Genomic DNA, 16,949 nt, shown 5'->3' with positions numbered 1-16,949 from the left:
TCATTCTCGCCACTCATTGATGAGTGTCGGAATGATAATGCCAACTGTAAAAAGCACGATCAATTGGATCTGTTGATTATCTATTATCATTCGAGTACCAAGCCACGACGCGAGACCAATTATAACAAAGATGAATGTAATTTTGCTATTAGTGTCAATCATGCTATTAAATTGCTCAGAAACCTGTTTTAACATATCTTAGCGATTGAGATACATATAATAAATAACTTTCCCACAAATTCAGAGCTAACACATGAATTGTTTCAGTTACTGCTGATCGTAGCGAGAGAACACATTACACTCAGATGTCAGTATGATCGTAGAGTGTGCTCTGTATCCCATCACAATGGGAGTGTATGTCCGTGATCTAGCATATCGTGCCGTTATTGAACACGCATCACCGGTTCCGGGTTATAAATGTAAGTCTAATGACTAAATATTTCCGATAGAGGTATTGACTGAACTGATTAAAATAGTCTTATTAGAGGTCAAGATCAGTCAATAATACGGTAAATTTCATGTCGCTTCTTTCCATAATGGACATGTTTGTTCACAGGACTGATATTCGAGTATTCAGGACAACTGCGAGAATATTTTCTCTCTCTGAGTGAAGATTCTATGATGAAGATAATCATCAGAGAGTGTCACCACCTGCAACTGCGATAGGCATGAATCAGTGTGAATCATGATGGAGATAGCACGGAAACCCATCCATTAATATGTGGGTCACTAATCGTAAATATCAGTTTCAAGATCGCATATTCACTATGACAATTAAGCTTACAGGCGAGTACACGACTGCCAATATACTGATTGATGATGAGAGTCTCATTGAGTCTAATTGTATTGAGCAAATCCAAAAACTGATTGACCATCCTGCGTTCACTGAACCCGTCCGGGTCATGCCCGATACACACGTTGGGTCAGGCGCGCCAATCGGATTTACAATGCCACTTCCTGACCGGGTTGTCCCCAACATTGTTGGTGTGGATGTCGGTTGTGGGATGGTGGCAACAAAGCTTGGATCCGCATTACCACTCTCAGGGGCAGAACGTGAACGATGTGTTCGTGATGTAGTGCCGATGGGGCATGATGTGCATGATTATGATGATGCAAGTCATCTCATCGATGAATTTCCTTTCGAACGGGCGAATGATGTATTCAAACAGTTTGAGCGTGCGTATAAAAATAAATTTGGACGACGTATCAACCCGCTTGGATTTGATTTCGATAGTTATGATGATGAGTATTTCAATTCACTCTGCCAGCGAGTACTTTCCAACCAACGGCAAGGAATGGGTCATGTAATTCGAAGTGCGGGGACACTTGGCGGTGGAAATCATTTCATCGAGTTCGCACAGACACGTGACGCTGGTGATTACTGGTTGATCATTCACAGTGGGTCACGATATCTTGGTAAATCCGTTGCTGAGTATTGGCAACACCAAGCCACGCAGTATCGACAAGCCGACGTCATCAGGAATGCCCTTCCAGAGGAGTATCATGAGTATCTGAAATTTGACCCCGAAACAATCAGTGACGGGAAATTGTATACTTGGGTCACCGGTGGAATGGGAGAATCACATCTTCATAAAGAATCAATCAGACAAGACTTCGATGGGAAAGAAATCACTAGGGTATTCGATGCTCTTAGTCAACCACAATCAGAAATTGGGGATCAATCAGACGACCTCGATTGGCTTGAGGGTCGTGAGGCGCATGGGTATTACATTGATATGTTATTTGCTCAACAGTATGCCCGTTGGAACCGAGCACTAATGAGTGAAGCTATCTGTGATACACTCCAGATTGACCCAGATCGTCAGTTTCAATCGATTCACAATTATATCGATTTTCACGATCTGATGATTCGGAAAGGTGCTACCCCGGCACGTGAAGATGAAGAACTCATTATCCCATTCAACATGGCTGAAGGATCGATTCTAGCGCGCGGACAGGGTGCTGAGAGATTTCATCAAACAGCACCGCACGGTGCTGGTCGAATCATGAGTCGACGACAGGCGCACAAAGAGGGCTCACTCGATGCATTTGCAGATGCGATGGATGGAATTTACTCTGAGTCAGTTGTCGAATCTGTGCTTGATGAAGCCCCAATGGCGTACAAACCAACTGAGGCAGTCGTTGATGCGATTGAGCCAACCGCTGAAGTTGTCGATTGGCTTGACGTTATCCATAATCTAAAAGCAAAATAACGAACCAATCGTGGCATTTTTTGACGATATAAAGTATTGCATGAATCCGGATTCTATCATGCTGCACAGCAAGCATAGTGAATATATCAGTCTATAAGATTGGATCATAGACTCCTACACCTGCCCTGAATTGACATCCTCTCCGCCCGTTGGCGAAGATTCCTCAAAGAGGGATTCACGATTACGCAGTTCCTCGGCTCTCACGGACGTTGTCGCTGTCGCGTGGACCGTCGAAGGAAGCCACTCAATTATGACCGAGAGTGTGCCGTCCAGCGCATGGAGCTCTGTCAGCGGAGCCTTAGCCCTCTTACCTGGACATACCGAGCGGGTCACTGAGACGACTACCAAGACGACTGCGATTCATCTCTCCACGGGAGGATATTCACCCTCTGAGTGCCGTCAGTCTCAGTCGCAGTCGCGGTCGGTGAGTGAGCTGGGACATGACTTGACGGACTGGTATCGTGTTGCGGATTTGTCACCACGAAGCGAGACACGACGCGACACGTCGAAGTCGTGATGTCGTCGCAGACGAGTCGCTATCGGGGAAACTCCGATGAACTATCGTCTAAGAGGATCGAATACATTTCTGTCGGATTCATCCCTGCCCTCAAAGACGGGGGCTGGGGCTTGAACTTTCTCCTTGATTTCAGTAACTCAATTGAACGTTCATATCATATCTACTGACGCCGAGTTCCTTTGTTGGGATGGTATGCGTTCGTCAATATATCACTCTTCGATTGCCGATCTTTTTATTTATCCACGATTCAATAACGACGTGTTTGCTCAGAATTTGAACTGCTTCGGTATGATTTAGTGTGTCTCTGTCCTCTAGTAAGTAAGATAGTCGTTGACCCAACTAGATTGTTATCGGCAAAGGTAGCAGGAAGGTAGGCTCGGAAGTAATCACAATCTCTAAATTAATTCAGACTGACGACTGGGTATGCTTACATCTGGAGACCCAGCACCGACAATCACGGCAACAAACCAACATGATGAATCGGTAACTGTTGAGTTCAATACACCGACCGTTGTGTACTTCTATCCGAAGGATTTCACCGGCGGATGCACAATTGAAGCGAACGATTTTCAGAGTGTATTACCGGAATTCCGAGAGATCGGAATCGATGTGTATGGGGTCTCGATGGATACCGTCAGCAGCCATGCGGAATTCGCTGAGGAGGAAAACATCATTTTTAATCTCTTGGCAGATCCTGATGGTGCAATTGCTTCCAGGTTTGGCCTTGACACATCAGAAGGATACGTCGATCGGCGAACGTTCACACTCGCAGATAATGAGATCATCTCAGTATATGACCCGACGGTAGCGGATCCATCAGGGCATGCACGTGAAGTGTTGACCGATATGCGGAATGAGTATGGTCGCGGCGGATAGCTCGGTGAAAGAGATTACTGCGCGTGAACTGAGTGAACTACCCCACTTACTCGCTCACGGCTTGCACCGGTCGGTTCTTAAGCTGAGAGTGGGGCTTCCTGATTCGATGACGCGCTTTCCATCCAATCCACAACCTCGGAGCTACCCGACGAGCTAAGAATGGTATTTTTATCCAGACAAAACAATAATAAATCTGGAATTGGATTTCCTCCGCAGAGTCAGTGTTCATAGTTTATGTTTGATAGAAGAGAGACCCACACCGGTGATGAGATGATTTGAATTTACGAGTATAATTGACCTGAGAACAGTCCGAATGTGCTATATTTCACTATGACATATCTCAAGACATGACAAAACAAGACGACACTGAGCGGGCAACAATTAGGATTGATTATGATGCGGTTGTTTCATCTGACGATATGCCACACATTGAGCGCACTCGAGCTGACGGGACTCCATGGCGGACTCCCGATGGATGGAGTTATCAAGAGATTGTGGCTGTAATCATTGAGGCGAAAAATAGCGAAATTATCAATATTGAAGCTCCATTCGAGTTTCCTCGTGGACCTGATGATAGACCGAAATGCGATTGCATAGTTATTGATGGCACTCAGGAAATCGATGATGAGCGGGTCGAATTGATAACACAGTTTGAACCTGATGGGTCTCCTAGTCGCACCGAAGGTGACACAACTACTGAGCAGTTCTCACTTGATGATGCACTCGACAAGATCTAAACGATCTTTCTATTCTCAAGTGACTTTTTCTGAGTAACAGCTTTGAATACCTCAATGCAGATATTCTGCATGAAATGCGAATTTAATTTTTACAGGCTAAGTCCCCTTCCTCAAGGAGTGAATGCAGGGAACGAGTAGGGAGGGTAGTTCACCAGATACATCAATCACTGTACTGATATGGTCTCATGACAATCATTCAAAGCGATTACGCATCAGGTGATTGGATTTTTCGTTGATACTCAGTGTGACATTCCTGGCATCGCCATGTACTGACGTTGGTATCTGGGTTGTATTTTGAGTTAGTATATGCACGTTTTGTCTCATGTCCGCAACTTGGTTTGGGGCAGACCCAGTTTTTCGATAACGCCTGTGAATCCTCTTCACGTGCGAGCAATGCTCGTGCAGTGTTATATTTCTGCTTCGCACGACGTGTATATTCATTAACTGTATTTGTCGATATATCGAGCATATATGCAATCGATTTGTTTGTGAATCCAAGCTCTCTGTAGGCAGCGACTTCTGCTTCCCGATCCGATAGTCCGAGTCTAGACCAGACCGTGGATACTGAGTCAACCGTGTGTTTAAGATCATCTGTCACGTTCATGATTTGCTGTCTTTGATCTTGTCCTAATTCGCCTGACTCAGCGCTGTAGTCATTTGCCGTTCTATTAATCCCTTCTATATCTATCATATAGTATGACAATATATGTAGTGTCAAAATGATTTATATCAGATACTATATCTTTAAAAACAAAAATTAGACTATACCATATATTGGTATAATTAGGATTCAGTACACAAGAATTAGTTCTGTCCCCCAATAATGGCTAATATAGATGGTAATCTCCATCCTCACGGCAGTCGCAGAGATTGATGTGATACTGTATACTGTTCCAGTCATCGGTATTGAGCTGGGACAGTTAGAATTCACTGCACTCGGTGTGAGTATGATTTTGCTGCTCATCATGGGGTCAGGGTTTTTTTCATCGTCGGAGATTGCCATGTTTTCGCTCTCGCCTTACCAGATTGATGCGATGGTTGAACAGGGGAAGCGTGGGGCACGAGCAATCAAGTCTCTGAAAAACGACCCCCATCGCCTACTCGTGACGATTCTTGTCGGGAACAATCTTGTTAATATTACAATGTCCTCTATTTCGACAACTATCGTCGGGTTTTATTTTGATGCCGGCACAGCCGTTATTGTTTCATCACTAGGAATTACATCATTGGTCCTACTGTTTGGTGAGAGCGCACCCAAATCATACGCCGTCGATAACACCGACACATGGGCACGGACCGTCGCCCCACTGCTGAAGATTGTCGAAAAACTACTGTGGCCGCTTATTACTGTATTCTATCATCTGACGAGAGCCGTCAACAAGGTCACCCCCGGCGGCTCGGCAATCGAGTCATCGTACGTCAGCCGTGAAGATATCCGGAATATGATCAAGATGGGTGAGCGTGAGGGTATTCTTGATGAGGAAGAACGCCAGATACTCAACCGCACCTTGCGGTTCACTGACGCTACTGCCAAAGAGGTAATGACTCCTCGTCTCGACATGGCGGCAATCTCCAAACAACTGACCGTCGAGCAAGCCATTGAGAAATGTATTCAGTCAGGTCACGCTCGCCTACCGGTCTACGAGGAATCACTCGATAACGTGATCGGTGTTTTTGATTTCCGCGATCTCAATGATGCCGACAGTGCCTTTTCTGATCTTGTGGTAGAGGATGTACTTAATCCGACGCTACACGTTCCAGAATCGAAAAATGTCGATGAGTTGCTCTCGGAGATGCGAAATGAGCGGATACACATGGTTATTATCATTGATGAGTTCGGGACCACAGAGGGACTCATTACGATGGAAGACGTCACCGAGGAAATCGTTGGTGAGATCTTGATGGGTGATGAGGATCATCCAATTGAGTTCGTTAATGATAATGAAGTACTCGTCCAGGGAGAGGTTAACATTCATGAGATCAACGAAGTGCTTGATATTGACCTCCCAGAGGGCGAAGAATTCGAAACGATTGCAGGCTTCATCTTTAATCTCGCAGGACGCCTTGTTGAACAGGATGAGGAGTTCAATTACGAGAATGTGACATTGCGGACTGAACAACTGGAGGATACCCGTATCCGAAGAGTCCGGATAGCTGTCCATCCTGACACCACTGAGAGAACCGAAGAGGAGTCGCCGCTTGGCGATGATGAAGATAGCTCCAACTGAAGTAATCGGCTTGATGAGAAGATAAGTCCTCCAAGAATACTATTTCGAAGCCCAGCAAAATGGGTGTCAATTAATATCGAGGATCAATGTCTCTGGATAGATATTATATTTGAAATTTAGGAAAAATAATTATAAGTTGATAAACGAAGTCGATACCATCAGGTCATGTACGAGCATATCCTCCTCCCATACGACGGTAGTGAAGGCGCGGCTGAGATACTTCATCACGCCAGTGAAATCGCGCACTGGACCAACGCAACCATTCAATTGCTCTATGTAGCCGATACGACTCGTGATAGTGTCGCCGTTGTTGAGGGTGATACGATTGATATGCTTGAGCAGAAAGGGCAAACCGTCGTAGAAAAAGCGGCAAAGACACTGGACACACTTGGTGTCACATATAATACTGATGTCGTCCAAGGCAATCCGGCTGTAACAATCGCTGAGTATGCCAAACGATATGATCAGAATCTCATCATGATGCCAACCCATGCCCGAGAGGGAATCTCACGACATCTTATTGGAAGTGTTTGTGAAAAGGTCGTCCGGCTTTCTTCAGTTCCAGTTCTCACAGCTCGAATGCAGCCTAATGAGACTATTGACTTCCCATATGAAGATATTCTTATACCGACAGATGGGAGTGTTGCTGCGACACATGCAGCCAAACATGTTTGCTCAGTCGCCGCCTCAGTTGATGCGACCGTACACGTTCTAGCTGTCGTTGATGATGGTGGACTCAGTTCGGATATTCGGTCAAAAATATCCAGAACGGAAAGCGAACAGACTGCTACTGATGCCGTCGAAACTATTATTTCAGAAGCCGAAATGAACGGTGTCACGGATACAAAGCGCCATATCAAACATGGGGCACCAGTAAATGAAATTCTTGCGTATATTGAGTCAAATAATATAAATGCCGTCGGAATGGGTACAACCGGGAAACGTGGGACAGATCGTATTCTGCTTGGTAGCGTCGCCGAGAAGGTCGTTCGCTCGGCACCAGTTCCTGTGATGACCATCGCAAATTCAAACGAATCCGAAGATTGAATTCCCAATTGGGCGTATCGGATTTAATTCTGCAATTAATGAATATATCATACTACTAATGAAGCGTTCATCATCAATCTTCGAGAGATGGAGCAGTGAACTGACCATTGTCGAATGCAATTGGTGATGGCTCCTCGATCACCCGGAGATCAGCGCGGTCCCGCGCTTCAGTGATCAGTGCTGGTGATGCATAGAATCGATGAAGATGCATCGTATCGGTAGCCCGGAGCATACGGACGGTATCAAGATCAACAACACCAATCGTTGAGAGCGCAGCAATGAGCCCGGCACGGTCTGTTTCAACAACTGGCGGAAGCTTCACGCCACGGATCGTACTCGCAGTGAGGGCGTTAATCAACGTCGGCGTTGTCTCAAGATCTGCTGGGACATCTTTATGAACAATATCGGCAGATCCCATCCCCATGGCGTTCCCATGTGTTGTTTCGGTCAGTCCGCGAACGTATATTCGCTTGATATTCGGCTGGTTGGGCTCAGGTTCGTTGATCGCGAATGGTCGCCGCCCAATGACATTCGTATCAAGTCCTTGACCACTAATCTCCTTTCCCTGTCTATCGAGAACGACTATATCAATTTCATTGAATGGAATCTTCGGCATCACATCGTATGCAACTTCAAGCAATTCTGCTTCCCGATCAAGAAAACCAGATGGGGGGACCCCCTCAACTAATGTTGTCTCATCGTGTTGGTCTTCGACGATAGCAATACCACCGACAACAGGAAGTTTCGCGAGCAACTGTTCAGTGATTTCAGGAATCATATTCCTGAGTGACCAATCAACAGCCCATTGATGTGCGATTTGAGCTCCACGCTGCTTGCCCATCCCAATCACAAGCATTTTTGAGAGCCCACTTTCGACTGTGCCATCAAAATCAGTATGAGGTTTGACTCGATTAATTGGTATGATGGCGTCCGCACTGGCAGCGTTTGCGTCGGCAACGACCGGAATTTCACGATCAGCCGTCTGACCGACTTCGACAACGTTCATACTGGAACGGATTTCACAGCCAATGGTCGCTTCGGTAATGTTGAGTTCGGCGAGTTTTTTCTGTTGACCATCACCGGTTGCACCGCCATGGCTCCCCATTGCTGGAAAGATGAATGGGTTATACCCGCTATCCTGTAGATGTGTCACAACACCGCTAACCAATGAAGCAAGATTCGCAATTCCTCGGCTCCCAACACCAAGGGCGATTTCACCACCGGCAGGAACAGTTTCAAGCGGAAGTGAGTCCACAGCTTTTGCGGCGGCTTCTGCCGTCTCCGCTGATGGAATTGAGTTGGTACTCCATATTTGTTCAATAATACCGAGTTCAGGTAACGCTGGATCATCACATGCTTTTTGAATCATTTCCTCTGGGACCGAGAGTTGGTCAGCTACTTCGCTTGCTTGGTTTGGACTCATGTGGATATGACGTGGATGGAGATATATTAAATACTGCTACTGATCGAGGGCTTCTCTATGAACGCCATTCTAGTTATAATATTACCAATCGGCAGTATAACTTTCTCCCTCGGTAAATAAGAGATTGATATGTATGACAAAATACTGATTCCAACGGATGGAACTGAGGGAACGCGAGGCGCCGTTGAGCATGCGATTGATCTTGCGATGGTCTATGACGCCGCGCTTCACACAATATATGTCATTGAAGGGGGTGGCCCGACTGATGCCTCGGTTCCCGGAATACTTGATGCCCTCGAAGAGACTGGAAAGAACGCAATCGATGAGGTACTCCAGCAAGCAGAGGCAGCCGGTGTACGCACAATCGAGGGTTCAGTGGCACAAGGAACACCCCATCAGGTCATTCTTGATTATGTTGATGAAAATGAAATTGATTCTATCGTCATGGGGACACATGGTCGCACAGGTTTGGATCGGTATTTCCTTGGTAGCGTCACTGAGAATGTCGTCCGGGTTTCAGATGCGCCCGTCTTGACAGTTCCAATGTCAATTGGATCAGCTGATAGATCTTCTTGAGTGGGATGGTTCAGGTATCATATAGATAATATCCCTGTAGATTAGCTTGTGAGAGGATATAACAGCGTTCTTAATCACCCACGGAATAATTTCAGTACCTCATCGAGCACATCCGGTTCAACGCCGACAATATAGTACTCACCAGGCTCTAATGTTGTATCTGCGCGTGCGATTCGTGTTCGGTTTTGATCCGAGATAATGAGACTCCCTTTTGGAAGGCTAATTTCTTCGAGCGCACTACTGGCAACTGGGGCATCTTCAGCCACTTTAATTTCTAATATTTCGAGGTCATGATGGGTCCCAATAATTGTTCGCACCTCGTCACCTGAAAGGATGTCAGCGGCAGTGCCCGCACTGAGCTTTTGCGGTAGAATCGTTGCGTCAGCAATCTCGTCGTACTCATCCTCAGTCCCTGTCCCGGTTCGAGCGAGTGTCCGAATATTCGGGGCGATCTGCTTTGCTGTCATACAGATTGCAAGATTGCTTCCAGGTTCGTCGGTCAGTGCAGCAATGGCGTCAGCCCGCTCAAGATCTGCTTGTTCGAGAATTGACGGCGCTGTTGCATCTCCCTGTAACACCATCGCAACGTATTCATCTGCTACCTCTTCTGAGCGAGCCTCCTCCTTCTCGATTAATACAATTTCATATCCACGGTCGGCGAGTTCCTTTGCAGTTCGGAGTCCGATACGACCGCCGCCAGCGATGATTATACGCTTTATATTTGACATTGATTTGTTTTATCCAATTCGGTTATATATGTAACCAGTCCCCGCAAACTTCGATTAATTCCTTAGGTAGTTTATCAGCAGTACGGTTGGTCTATGCTAAGATTCGAAGCCACTCGTCACGATTATGATCATGAATTGATATTATGATAATTGAAATGTAATACCTCTTTTTTATCGACGATTAGCGACGGAAGTATTTCCTTTGTGTATGCTATTCGTCTATAATCTAAATCTGTCGGCAATTAAATCTATGTGCTAACTGCGCGAACCTGACAAGGCATGTCCTGAGAGAGGCAAGTGCTGGATCTATCCTCACCGAATGACAGGAAGCCCCGAGGATGCGAAGGGTGTAACTCATAGCCCCCAGAACGTCGCGATTCCAAGGGTCGTTACGATAGCTAAGATTACTTGAAGCGGTCCACCGACACGAGCGTAGTCACTAAATTCGTATCCACCTGGACCGTAGACGAAGAGATTCGTCTGATATCCAACTGGTGACATGAAAGCTGTACTAGCGGCGAACGTGACCGCGAGGATGAACGCGAATACGTTCGCATTCAGTTGGGCAGCGACGTCGGCAGCAACAGGGATGAACAACACGACGCTAGCCTGATTACTGATGAGATTTGTCACTACAGCAGTCGACAGATATATCACTCCAAGAACAGCGATTGTCGGCAGAAACTCAGCCGTTGAAACAACAAGGGTCCCGAGCAGATCTGCCCCACCTGTCTCAGATAGCGCTTTGCCGAGTGGGATAACGCCCGCTAAGAGGAAAATCACGTCCCACTGTACAGCATCATATGCTTCTGATGATTTGATAACATTAGTAACAAACATCATGACGACACCGCCGAGTGCCGAAACCATGATTGGGATGATACCAACTGCTGCCAGTGTAATAACCGAGAGTATAATACCAACTGCAAGTGGGAGCTTTGATGAACGAAACTGTTGAAGTTCAACTTCACCAGCCACGACCACGTTTGGATCATCTGCAAGACGATCGATGGTATCAGAATCAGATTCAATCAGAAGCATGTCTCCCGGTCGGATTCGATGCTCACTCAAACGTTCATAAGCGATCTTCCCCCCACGACGAATTGCAAGGACACCTGCTTGATATTGCTCTTGAAATCTTGACGTTTCGATTGTTTCACTAACGAGATCAGAACCGGCAGTAATGACGATTTCAACGAGCGTCTGCCCAGGAGCAAGTGCGTCGAGACCACCTGGGGGTGTCACCTCCGGAACAAACTCAATTCCTTTGACATCATGCAGCGTACGCAACGCATCTTCAGTGAGGCGGATAGTAAATGTATCACCGCTCTGTATCGTCATTGACAGTCGAGGTTCACGATAATATTTATTTTTACGAACAAGCTGGGTAACATTTCCTTCAAACTCAACCTGTTGAAGTGCTTCTTGAATTGTCATATCGATTAATGGTGATTCACCGCCGATGACGACCTCAGTGAGGAATTCTTCTTTATCAGTTGTTTCGAACTTACTTCGTGGTGTCACATGTGACGGTGCAAGCCAGTACCCGATAGTCAAAAGATACACCGCTCCGACAAGAAACACAATCAACCCAAGCTGTGTGAATTCAAACATCGAGAACGCATGCAGGGATGGGTAGTCTGTTGAGAGTTGACTCGCTATGGTGCTGGCTAGCAGGTTCGTCGATGTTCCGATGAGCGTCAGCATCCCGCCAGCCATCGAAGCATACGAAAGCGGCAGTAACAGCTTTGACGGAGAAGTACCGTTTTCATGCGCAAGATCGCTCACCATCGGTAGCAGAATTGCAACAGCTGCTGTGTTGTTAATAATCCCTGAAAGGGGACCAACAATACCGATTGTTGCACCAAGTTGTTTATGAACGTTATCGCCGGTATATGATGTGACTATCTCTTCTAGTCGCTGAATAATGCCTGTACGGCGGACACCTTCACTTAATATCATCATCGCAAGAATCGTGATTGTCGCTGGATTTGCAAACCCAGATACGCCATCACGCGGCGAAATACCTGTCCATGGTCCTAACATTATGAGCGTCACCACAATGCCAAGCGCTGTGACATCGACTGAAACAGGTTCGGTGACGAATAAGATGAGAGCAATAAAGATAATAATGAAAACAACAAGCGTCCCGACGGTCACTTCAGGCATTTTTGAATATTAATATCAATATCGATATCAGTTCTTATATCGCTGATACAACTCTCTTATTTGGAACAAAATCTGCATAATAGTATATATATATTCACCATCGAATTACAAGCGATATATACTTTTTGTGCCCTCAGTGCTTGATAATAATAATCAAATCAGACGTACTGGTTGGTGGTCAACACTGGGTAGAATAGCTCATATATAGCAATTATTACAGGCTTAATTTTGTTTCTCAGTAAGTGAGTGAAATGAGTGGAGTTATGATACTCCTTAGAATTCTGTAAGCCTCAGACGAAAGAAGATTTAATCAAAATCCTTACTCTCTTGTTTTGTGATAACAAATTCATAGATATTTGCTTATTATGATGACATATTGTCTCAAGATGATTTCGCCATGTCTAGTTTTCATTGTCGTGTTTTTCAGTAGTTGTTTGGATGACCCAACAAACGCCGTGTTTTGAGATAGGATTCTACCCAGATGCAGTTTCTACAGTGGTAGTACTGATTAATAGATCTTTAATGAGTACATTGATGAGGATGATATGTATGAGTCAATCAATAGCGGAGCAGCATTCACTTCGGGAGAAGATTTCACAGTTAGGACCGACATGGTTGGCAGGAGCAATTGCGGCTGGACCGGCTTCTATGGCGAGTTTACTGAGTGGTGGTGCAAACTTTGGGTATACACTACTATGGGTGGTGATTGCTTCGGCTGTCTTTGGTGCGCTAGCGCAGTATCTTGCAACAAAGCTAGCGTTGAAGACAAATGAAGGACTGATCAAAACTGTTGAGCGTCGGCTTGGAAAAAAATGGGCATGGCTATTAGTTGCAGACGTCGTTCTTGTTGCCGGCTTTGCACAACTAGTTATTATGAAAACTGTTGCCAGTGTTTCAGGATTGTTGACACCATTTGGTGCTGAATCCTGGGGTATCATATGGGCTGTGTTTCTCACGATTGGACTTGCTGGTGGCGGATATCGAATTGCTGAAATTGGGGCGAAGGTAGTCGTCACGGGAGTTGTTCTTGCATTTATTACGTCACTGTTTGTCGTTCCGATTGACTCAGGAGCTGCTGTCAAGGGACTCTTACCGACAGTTCCGATTGGTGGTGCGATTGCCGCTGCCGGCATTGTCGGAGGCGCCGTTCATGTTACGATCATCACAATGCAGACATATACAGTGAAAGCTCGTGGGTGGACACAAAATGATGCTGATATTGCTCGCTTTGATATCAGCGTCTCAATGCTCGTTGCATTCGGAGTATTCAGTATCGCTACTTTTCTTGTCGCTGCTGGGGCACTATTCGGCAATGTTGATACCCAGGGATTGCAGGCAATTGGCGCAGCACAGGCTCTTGAACCGATTGCTGGATCGGTCGCTCAACAAGTCTTCCTAATTGGGCTTCTTGGAGCGGCTGTATCAACACTTGGAGGCAATACGCTTGTGCCTGTATATGTCATCGCTGATAAACTCAATTGGAAAACAAGCGTCGATGATACACGATATCGAGCATTGCTGGCTGGGACAGCACTTCTTAGTGGCGCTGGCGTGTTCATTCCTGGCGCGTTCTTAGGACAGCTAGTGCTCGTGTTGGCAGTTGGGACAGTTGGAACACCGTTTGCGCTTGCGCTTGTGCTAGTTTTATTGAATGATCCAGAAACAACCGGTGACCCGCCGAGAGTCGCTATTAATATTGGTGGGATTGCTGTATTCACTGTTGCAAGTATACTTGCCGGAAATTTCGTGATTAGTCAAATCAATAGCGGTCTTACGCTTCTCTCAGGTAGCGTATTGCTTTTTGCAGCCGTTATTCTACTTGCGACAATCCTGTTGATTGGGTCTCATCTCCGAACACAACTCGGTGACACCAGCACTACAGCTATCTCGGAGTAGCTGCCCACTGTTATCATCAGTTATAACACACATTCACTATTCGGTTACGGCTCATAATGGTAGTCAGTATATACCGAACCGCGTGCTGTGGTACATGAGTTTAGTTGATAGATTCACTCTCTATTATTGTGAGATAAAATATAAACCAGATGCGCATTATAATTGATATATGCCTGTAGAAAACGTTGGAGGTCGTGACCGTCTCATGCGTGGAGTATTTACCGTATTACTGACTCTTGTTGCGATAAATACATTGCAGAAAGGAAAATATAAATCCGGAATACTAGCTATCGCCGGAGCATTTGGACTTGGGTTCAATACAGTGACCTGCTTTTGTGGATTGAACGAAATGCTCGGAATTGACACGACTGACGAGTAATAGTAACGGTAACAGCAATATCCACTCTGGCTTACTGAATCATACAATGTCATGACCACATTTCAGGAGTGATTTGATTGTATGTATCAACTAATATTGAAGCATCACAGACTCCGGACCACAGTCATATCCGGAGTCTGAAGATGTCTAATTTTGTTCTCTATGCTATGATTGAGTTCAGTGGATACAGCCAATGATAGTTCGCTCACGAAGTAATTGTTAAGATAGGTTATCAATTCACTCTTAAAATTATCATCTCTCCCTTCTTGATCCGGTGTACGTACCATTTTCTCTACTCTGACGTTTGTGTTTGCTGGATGAGTTTTTTGTTAAGTCGTCTAGATTATCATCTCTCGATAACTGAGTATCCTCTCGTGGTTGTCGGGAATGAGATGATTGTTGATCGGTTCTTGCTCTTGTTCTTGCAACTGAGTCATTTGACTGTTCGTACTCATTATTGCGAGGATGATCGGGACCGGCAGCCCGAGTTCCGGAGGTGGATCGAGCCCCGACACTCGACGATCCAGTGTGTCTTGATTCTCGATGGGTATCCTTCTCAGCTGCAGCATCAACTGTAGATTTATTCTGAGTCGAGTGGTCTTTGCCTTGCATCCCGCTGTCTCGGAGTGCTTGTCCAAATTCATACTTGCTCAGCTCGCTTGCAGTAAGTGGAATTCCCTCGACTAGAGCCACAATGGCACCGCCGGCAAACCCAATAAATATGATTGAGAGGATGACATATATGAACAATTCAGCCGGTAGGTTTTGCATATTAACAAACGAAGCGTACGTCCCAACGCCCCCGAGTAAAACCGGTATGCCAACAGAGACGTGACTGTGATAGCTTATTTCTCCTCTTTCAGCCACCGATTGAGAGAGTAGATATAATCCCGCAAGTATTGCAACTTTCACAATGACGACAACACCAGGATGAATGTTCAATGCAGTCCTGATAATCGGATTCGTTTCAACGGCAGAACCTGCTGCGAGGGCATAAAATGTCGTTACTGTATCTCCCGCTCCATATAATCCTGAGGCAAAAGCCCATACGATGGTGAATAGTCCAATTGACACTTGCCAATGAGGATTCGCGATTGATTTCTTAGCGTCATCGTATGAATCACTCTGACCGCCATGAGTATCGAATTGAGGAGACTCTCTGTCGGTCTCAGTGTCACTGATACCGTCTTTTGACCGATTGATAGATTCTTCACCGTGTTCACCCGACGTGGCTTCACGTCGGCTATTCGTTCTTGTTGCTACCGTCCTATGTCTGCTATTTATACTGTTCGACTGTCTATGCGAACGGTGAGAATCCTCTAAATCCGGGGACGAATGATCTTGTAGCTCAGACTGTGATTGCGACTGTGGCTGCGATTCACTGCTGTGTCCTGATTGTGATGCGCCCAAACCGTTGTTGCGGGTTAATCTTGACTCTGAATCGAGACGGTTCGAATGTGCTTCATCCTGTGAACTGCGTCGTTTGGTCCTCCTTTCATCGATATCCCTTGGCTCATTTGCTTGCGTCTGTGGATGTTGTCCAGAATGGTCCTCGTTTCGGGAGTTCCGTCCTCGCCCGGTGTCCACCTCTGTATACGCAGGGTCACTCCTACTGTCGTTTACTCCTCGGTCATATGTATCTGAGCGATGTGACTTGTCTGGGTGTACAGTTTGATTATCTTGATGAGGGTCCAAAGCACTGTCTGATTGCACAGCACCGACGTATTGAGTTGACACGACATTTCCCCCATCACTTGTGGGTGTGTTTGTCGCCGCCTGAGCTCGTCTGTCACCTGAGCGAGTGGTACCGGGTGGAGACCCAACTTTAGTTGTATTCGTGCCTGAGTTAACTGAATCATCGTTTGTATTCGACTGACCCGAATTGAAATCTGTCTCAGTATCAGGCGGATTCATAAACGCCTGAGCTCGAGTTGCAAGTGATTGTTTATCGAGCAGATGAAAAACAACGATTACACCCGCAGTTAATATTGCGGTGACTGTATGATCATACGTGCGTGCACTGGAAAGCAACTGCGTAACGGATTGAGGCGATGATGCAGTCGCCTCCTGAGGAATATCCCCTCGTGTGTCACTACTATTTGAGCTGGCACGGTCATGTTTGTTCTCCTTCTCTGAGTCATTGTTTTTATTTGTCATGGC

The 16,949-nt window shown here is 45.9% G+C and carries 15 protein-coding genes; 8 read left to right on the top strand and 7 right to left on the bottom strand.

All coding sequences use genetic code 11. The features are described from left to right. A complete protein-coding gene (locus J07HQW2_RS15190; RefSeq protein WP_021056517.1) occupies window positions 1-195 on the bottom strand; it encodes a DUF7987 family protein in 195 nt (64 codons plus the stop codon). Window positions 196-767: 572 nt separating this feature from the next. On the opposite strand from J07HQW2_RS15190, the gene J07HQW2_RS15185 reads away from it, so the two are divergent. Beyond that, window positions 768-2,213 (top strand): RtcB family protein, encoded by a 1,446-nt coding sequence (locus J07HQW2_RS15185; protein WP_021056516.1) that lies wholly within the window; start codon window positions 768-770, stop codon window positions 2,211-2,213. A 114-nt stretch (window positions 2,214-2,327) separates the two neighbouring features. Here J07HQW2_RS15185 and J07HQW2_RS19165 read toward each other — a convergent pair whose 3' ends face one another. Next, the gene (locus tag J07HQW2_RS19165) at window positions 2,328-2,546 is read right to left on the bottom strand and encodes a hypothetical protein (RefSeq protein ID WP_303704235.1); all 219 of its coding nucleotides are present in this window, start codon (window positions 2,544-2,546) and stop codon (window positions 2,328-2,330) included. 607 nt (window positions 2,547-3,153) lie between these two features. Between J07HQW2_RS19165 and J07HQW2_RS15180 the strand changes: the two genes are divergently transcribed. Next, window positions 3,154-3,606 (top strand): peroxiredoxin, encoded by a 453-nt coding sequence (locus tag J07HQW2_RS15180; protein WP_021056515.1) that lies wholly within the window; start codon window positions 3,154-3,156, stop codon window positions 3,604-3,606. 347 nt (window positions 3,607-3,953) lie between these two features. Further along, a complete protein-coding gene (locus J07HQW2_RS15175) occupies window positions 3,954-4,343 on the top strand; it encodes a hypothetical protein (protein ID WP_021056514.1) in 390 nt (129 codons plus the stop codon). Window positions 4,344-4,548: 205 nt separating this feature from the next. Here J07HQW2_RS15175 and J07HQW2_RS15170 read toward each other — a convergent pair whose 3' ends face one another. Beyond that, complete coding sequence (locus tag J07HQW2_RS15170) at window positions 4,549-5,034, bottom strand: helix-turn-helix transcriptional regulator (protein WP_021056513.1); 486 nt, start codon at window positions 5,032-5,034, stop codon at window positions 4,549-4,551. Window positions 5,035-5,179: 145 nt separating this feature from the next. Between J07HQW2_RS15170 and J07HQW2_RS15165 the strand changes: the two genes are divergently transcribed. Both J07HQW2_RS15165 and J07HQW2_RS15160 read left to right on the top strand, forming a co-directional pair. Next, a complete protein-coding gene (locus J07HQW2_RS15165) occupies window positions 5,180-6,571 on the top strand; it encodes a hemolysin family protein (protein ID WP_021056512.1) in 1,392 nt (463 codons plus the stop codon). Window positions 6,572-6,736: 165 nt separating this feature from the next. Next, complete coding sequence (locus J07HQW2_RS15160) at window positions 6,737-7,618, top strand: universal stress protein (protein WP_021056511.1); 882 nt, start codon at window positions 6,737-6,739, stop codon at window positions 7,616-7,618. Window positions 7,619-7,691: 73 nt separating this feature from the next. Here the strand turns inward: J07HQW2_RS15160 and J07HQW2_RS15155 are convergent, their stop codons facing one another. Then, entirely contained in the window at window positions 7,692-9,041 is a 1,350-nt protein-coding gene (locus J07HQW2_RS15155; RefSeq protein WP_021056510.1) for a nickel pincer cofactor-dependent isomerase, group 22, read from the bottom strand. Window positions 9,042-9,170: 129 nt separating this feature from the next. On the opposite strand from J07HQW2_RS15155, the gene J07HQW2_RS15150 reads away from it, so the two are divergent. Continuing rightward, the gene (locus tag J07HQW2_RS15150) at window positions 9,171-9,617 is read left to right on the top strand and encodes a universal stress protein (RefSeq protein WP_021056509.1); all 447 of its coding nucleotides are present in this window, start codon (window positions 9,171-9,173) and stop codon (window positions 9,615-9,617) included. A gap of 74 nt (window positions 9,618-9,691) precedes the next feature. On the opposite strand, the gene J07HQW2_RS15145 is transcribed toward J07HQW2_RS15150, so the two are convergent. Together J07HQW2_RS15145 and J07HQW2_RS15140 are read right to left on the bottom strand one after the other, a co-directional pair. Continuing rightward, entirely contained in the window at window positions 9,692-10,345 is a 654-nt protein-coding gene (locus J07HQW2_RS15145) for a potassium channel family protein (protein WP_021056508.1), read from the bottom strand. Between the two features lie 354 nt (window positions 10,346-10,699). Continuing rightward, window positions 10,700-12,514 carry an SLC13 family permease gene (locus tag J07HQW2_RS15140; protein ID WP_021056507.1) on the bottom strand — a complete coding sequence of 605 codons (1,815 nt, stop codon included), beginning with the start codon at window positions 12,512-12,514 and terminating at the stop codon, window positions 10,700-10,702. 549 nt (window positions 12,515-13,063) lie between these two features. Between J07HQW2_RS15140 and J07HQW2_RS15135 the strand changes: the two genes are divergently transcribed. Together J07HQW2_RS15135 and J07HQW2_RS15130 are read left to right on the top strand one after the other, a co-directional pair. Further along, the gene (locus tag J07HQW2_RS15135) at window positions 13,064-14,410 is read left to right on the top strand and encodes an NRAMP family divalent metal transporter (RefSeq protein ID WP_021056506.1); all 1,347 of its coding nucleotides are present in this window, start codon (window positions 13,064-13,066) and stop codon (window positions 14,408-14,410) included. A gap of 169 nt (window positions 14,411-14,579) precedes the next feature. Then, complete coding sequence (locus tag J07HQW2_RS15130) at window positions 14,580-14,789, top strand: YgaP-like transmembrane domain (RefSeq protein WP_021056505.1); 210 nt, start codon at window positions 14,580-14,582, stop codon at window positions 14,787-14,789. Between the two features lie 252 nt (window positions 14,790-15,041). On the opposite strand, the gene J07HQW2_RS15125 is transcribed toward J07HQW2_RS15130, so the two are convergent. Further along, window positions 15,042-16,946, bottom strand: a complete 1,905-nt coding sequence (locus tag J07HQW2_RS15125) for a DUF5658 family protein (RefSeq protein WP_021056503.1) — start codon at window positions 16,944-16,946, stop codon at window positions 15,042-15,044. Window positions 16,947-16,949: the final 3 nt, after the last annotated feature.

It is taken from the genome of Haloquadratum walsbyi J07HQW2, from assembly GCF_000415985.1.
GTDB lineage: Archaea > Halobacteriota > Halobacteria > Halobacteriales > Haloferacaceae > Haloquadratum > Haloquadratum walsbyi_B.
This window is presented reverse-complemented; position numbering and strand designations above follow the sequence as displayed.

Bases quoted from the DNA above. Each gene is read 5' to 3' on its own strand.
- J07HQW2_RS15170 (WP_021056513.1), bottom strand. From the start codon at position 5,034: ATGATAGATATAGAAGGGATTAATAGAACGGCAAATGACTACAGCGCT.
- J07HQW2_RS15145 (WP_021056508.1), bottom strand. From the start codon at position 10,345: ATGTCAAATATAAAGCGTATAATCATCGCTGGCGGCGGTCGTATCGGA.
- J07HQW2_RS15140 (WP_021056507.1), bottom strand. From the start codon at position 12,514: ATGCCTGAAGTGACCGTCGGGACGCTTGTTGTTTTCATTATTATCTTT.
- J07HQW2_RS15125 (WP_021056503.1), bottom strand. From the start codon at position 16,946: ATGACAAATAAAAACAATGACTCAGAGAAGGAGAACAAACATGACCGT.
- J07HQW2_RS15180 (WP_021056515.1), top strand. From the start codon at position 3,154: ATGCTTACATCTGGAGACCCAGCACCGACAATCACGGCAACAAACCAA.
- J07HQW2_RS15185 (WP_021056516.1), top strand. From the start codon at position 768: ATGACAATTAAGCTTACAGGCGAGTACACGACTGCCAATATACTGATT.
- J07HQW2_RS15155 (WP_021056510.1), bottom strand. From the start codon at position 9,041: ATGAGTCCAAACCAAGCAAGCGAAGTAGCTGACCAACTCTCGGTCCCA.
- J07HQW2_RS15190 (WP_021056517.1), bottom strand. From the start codon at position 195: ATGTTAAAACAGGTTTCTGAGCAATTTAATAGCATGATTGACACTAAT.
- J07HQW2_RS15175 (WP_021056514.1), top strand. From the start codon at position 3,954: ATGACAAAACAAGACGACACTGAGCGGGCAACAATTAGGATTGATTAT.
- J07HQW2_RS15135 (WP_021056506.1), top strand. From the start codon at position 13,064: ATGAGTCAATCAATAGCGGAGCAGCATTCACTTCGGGAGAAGATTTCA.
- J07HQW2_RS15130 (WP_021056505.1), top strand. From the start codon at position 14,580: ATGCCTGTAGAAAACGTTGGAGGTCGTGACCGTCTCATGCGTGGAGTA.
- J07HQW2_RS15160 (WP_021056511.1), top strand. From the start codon at position 6,737: ATGTACGAGCATATCCTCCTCCCATACGACGGTAGTGAAGGCGCGGCT.
- J07HQW2_RS15165 (WP_021056512.1), top strand. From the start codon at position 5,180: ATGGTAATCTCCATCCTCACGGCAGTCGCAGAGATTGATGTGATACTG.
- J07HQW2_RS15150 (WP_021056509.1), top strand. From the start codon at position 9,171: ATGTATGACAAAATACTGATTCCAACGGATGGAACTGAGGGAACGCGA.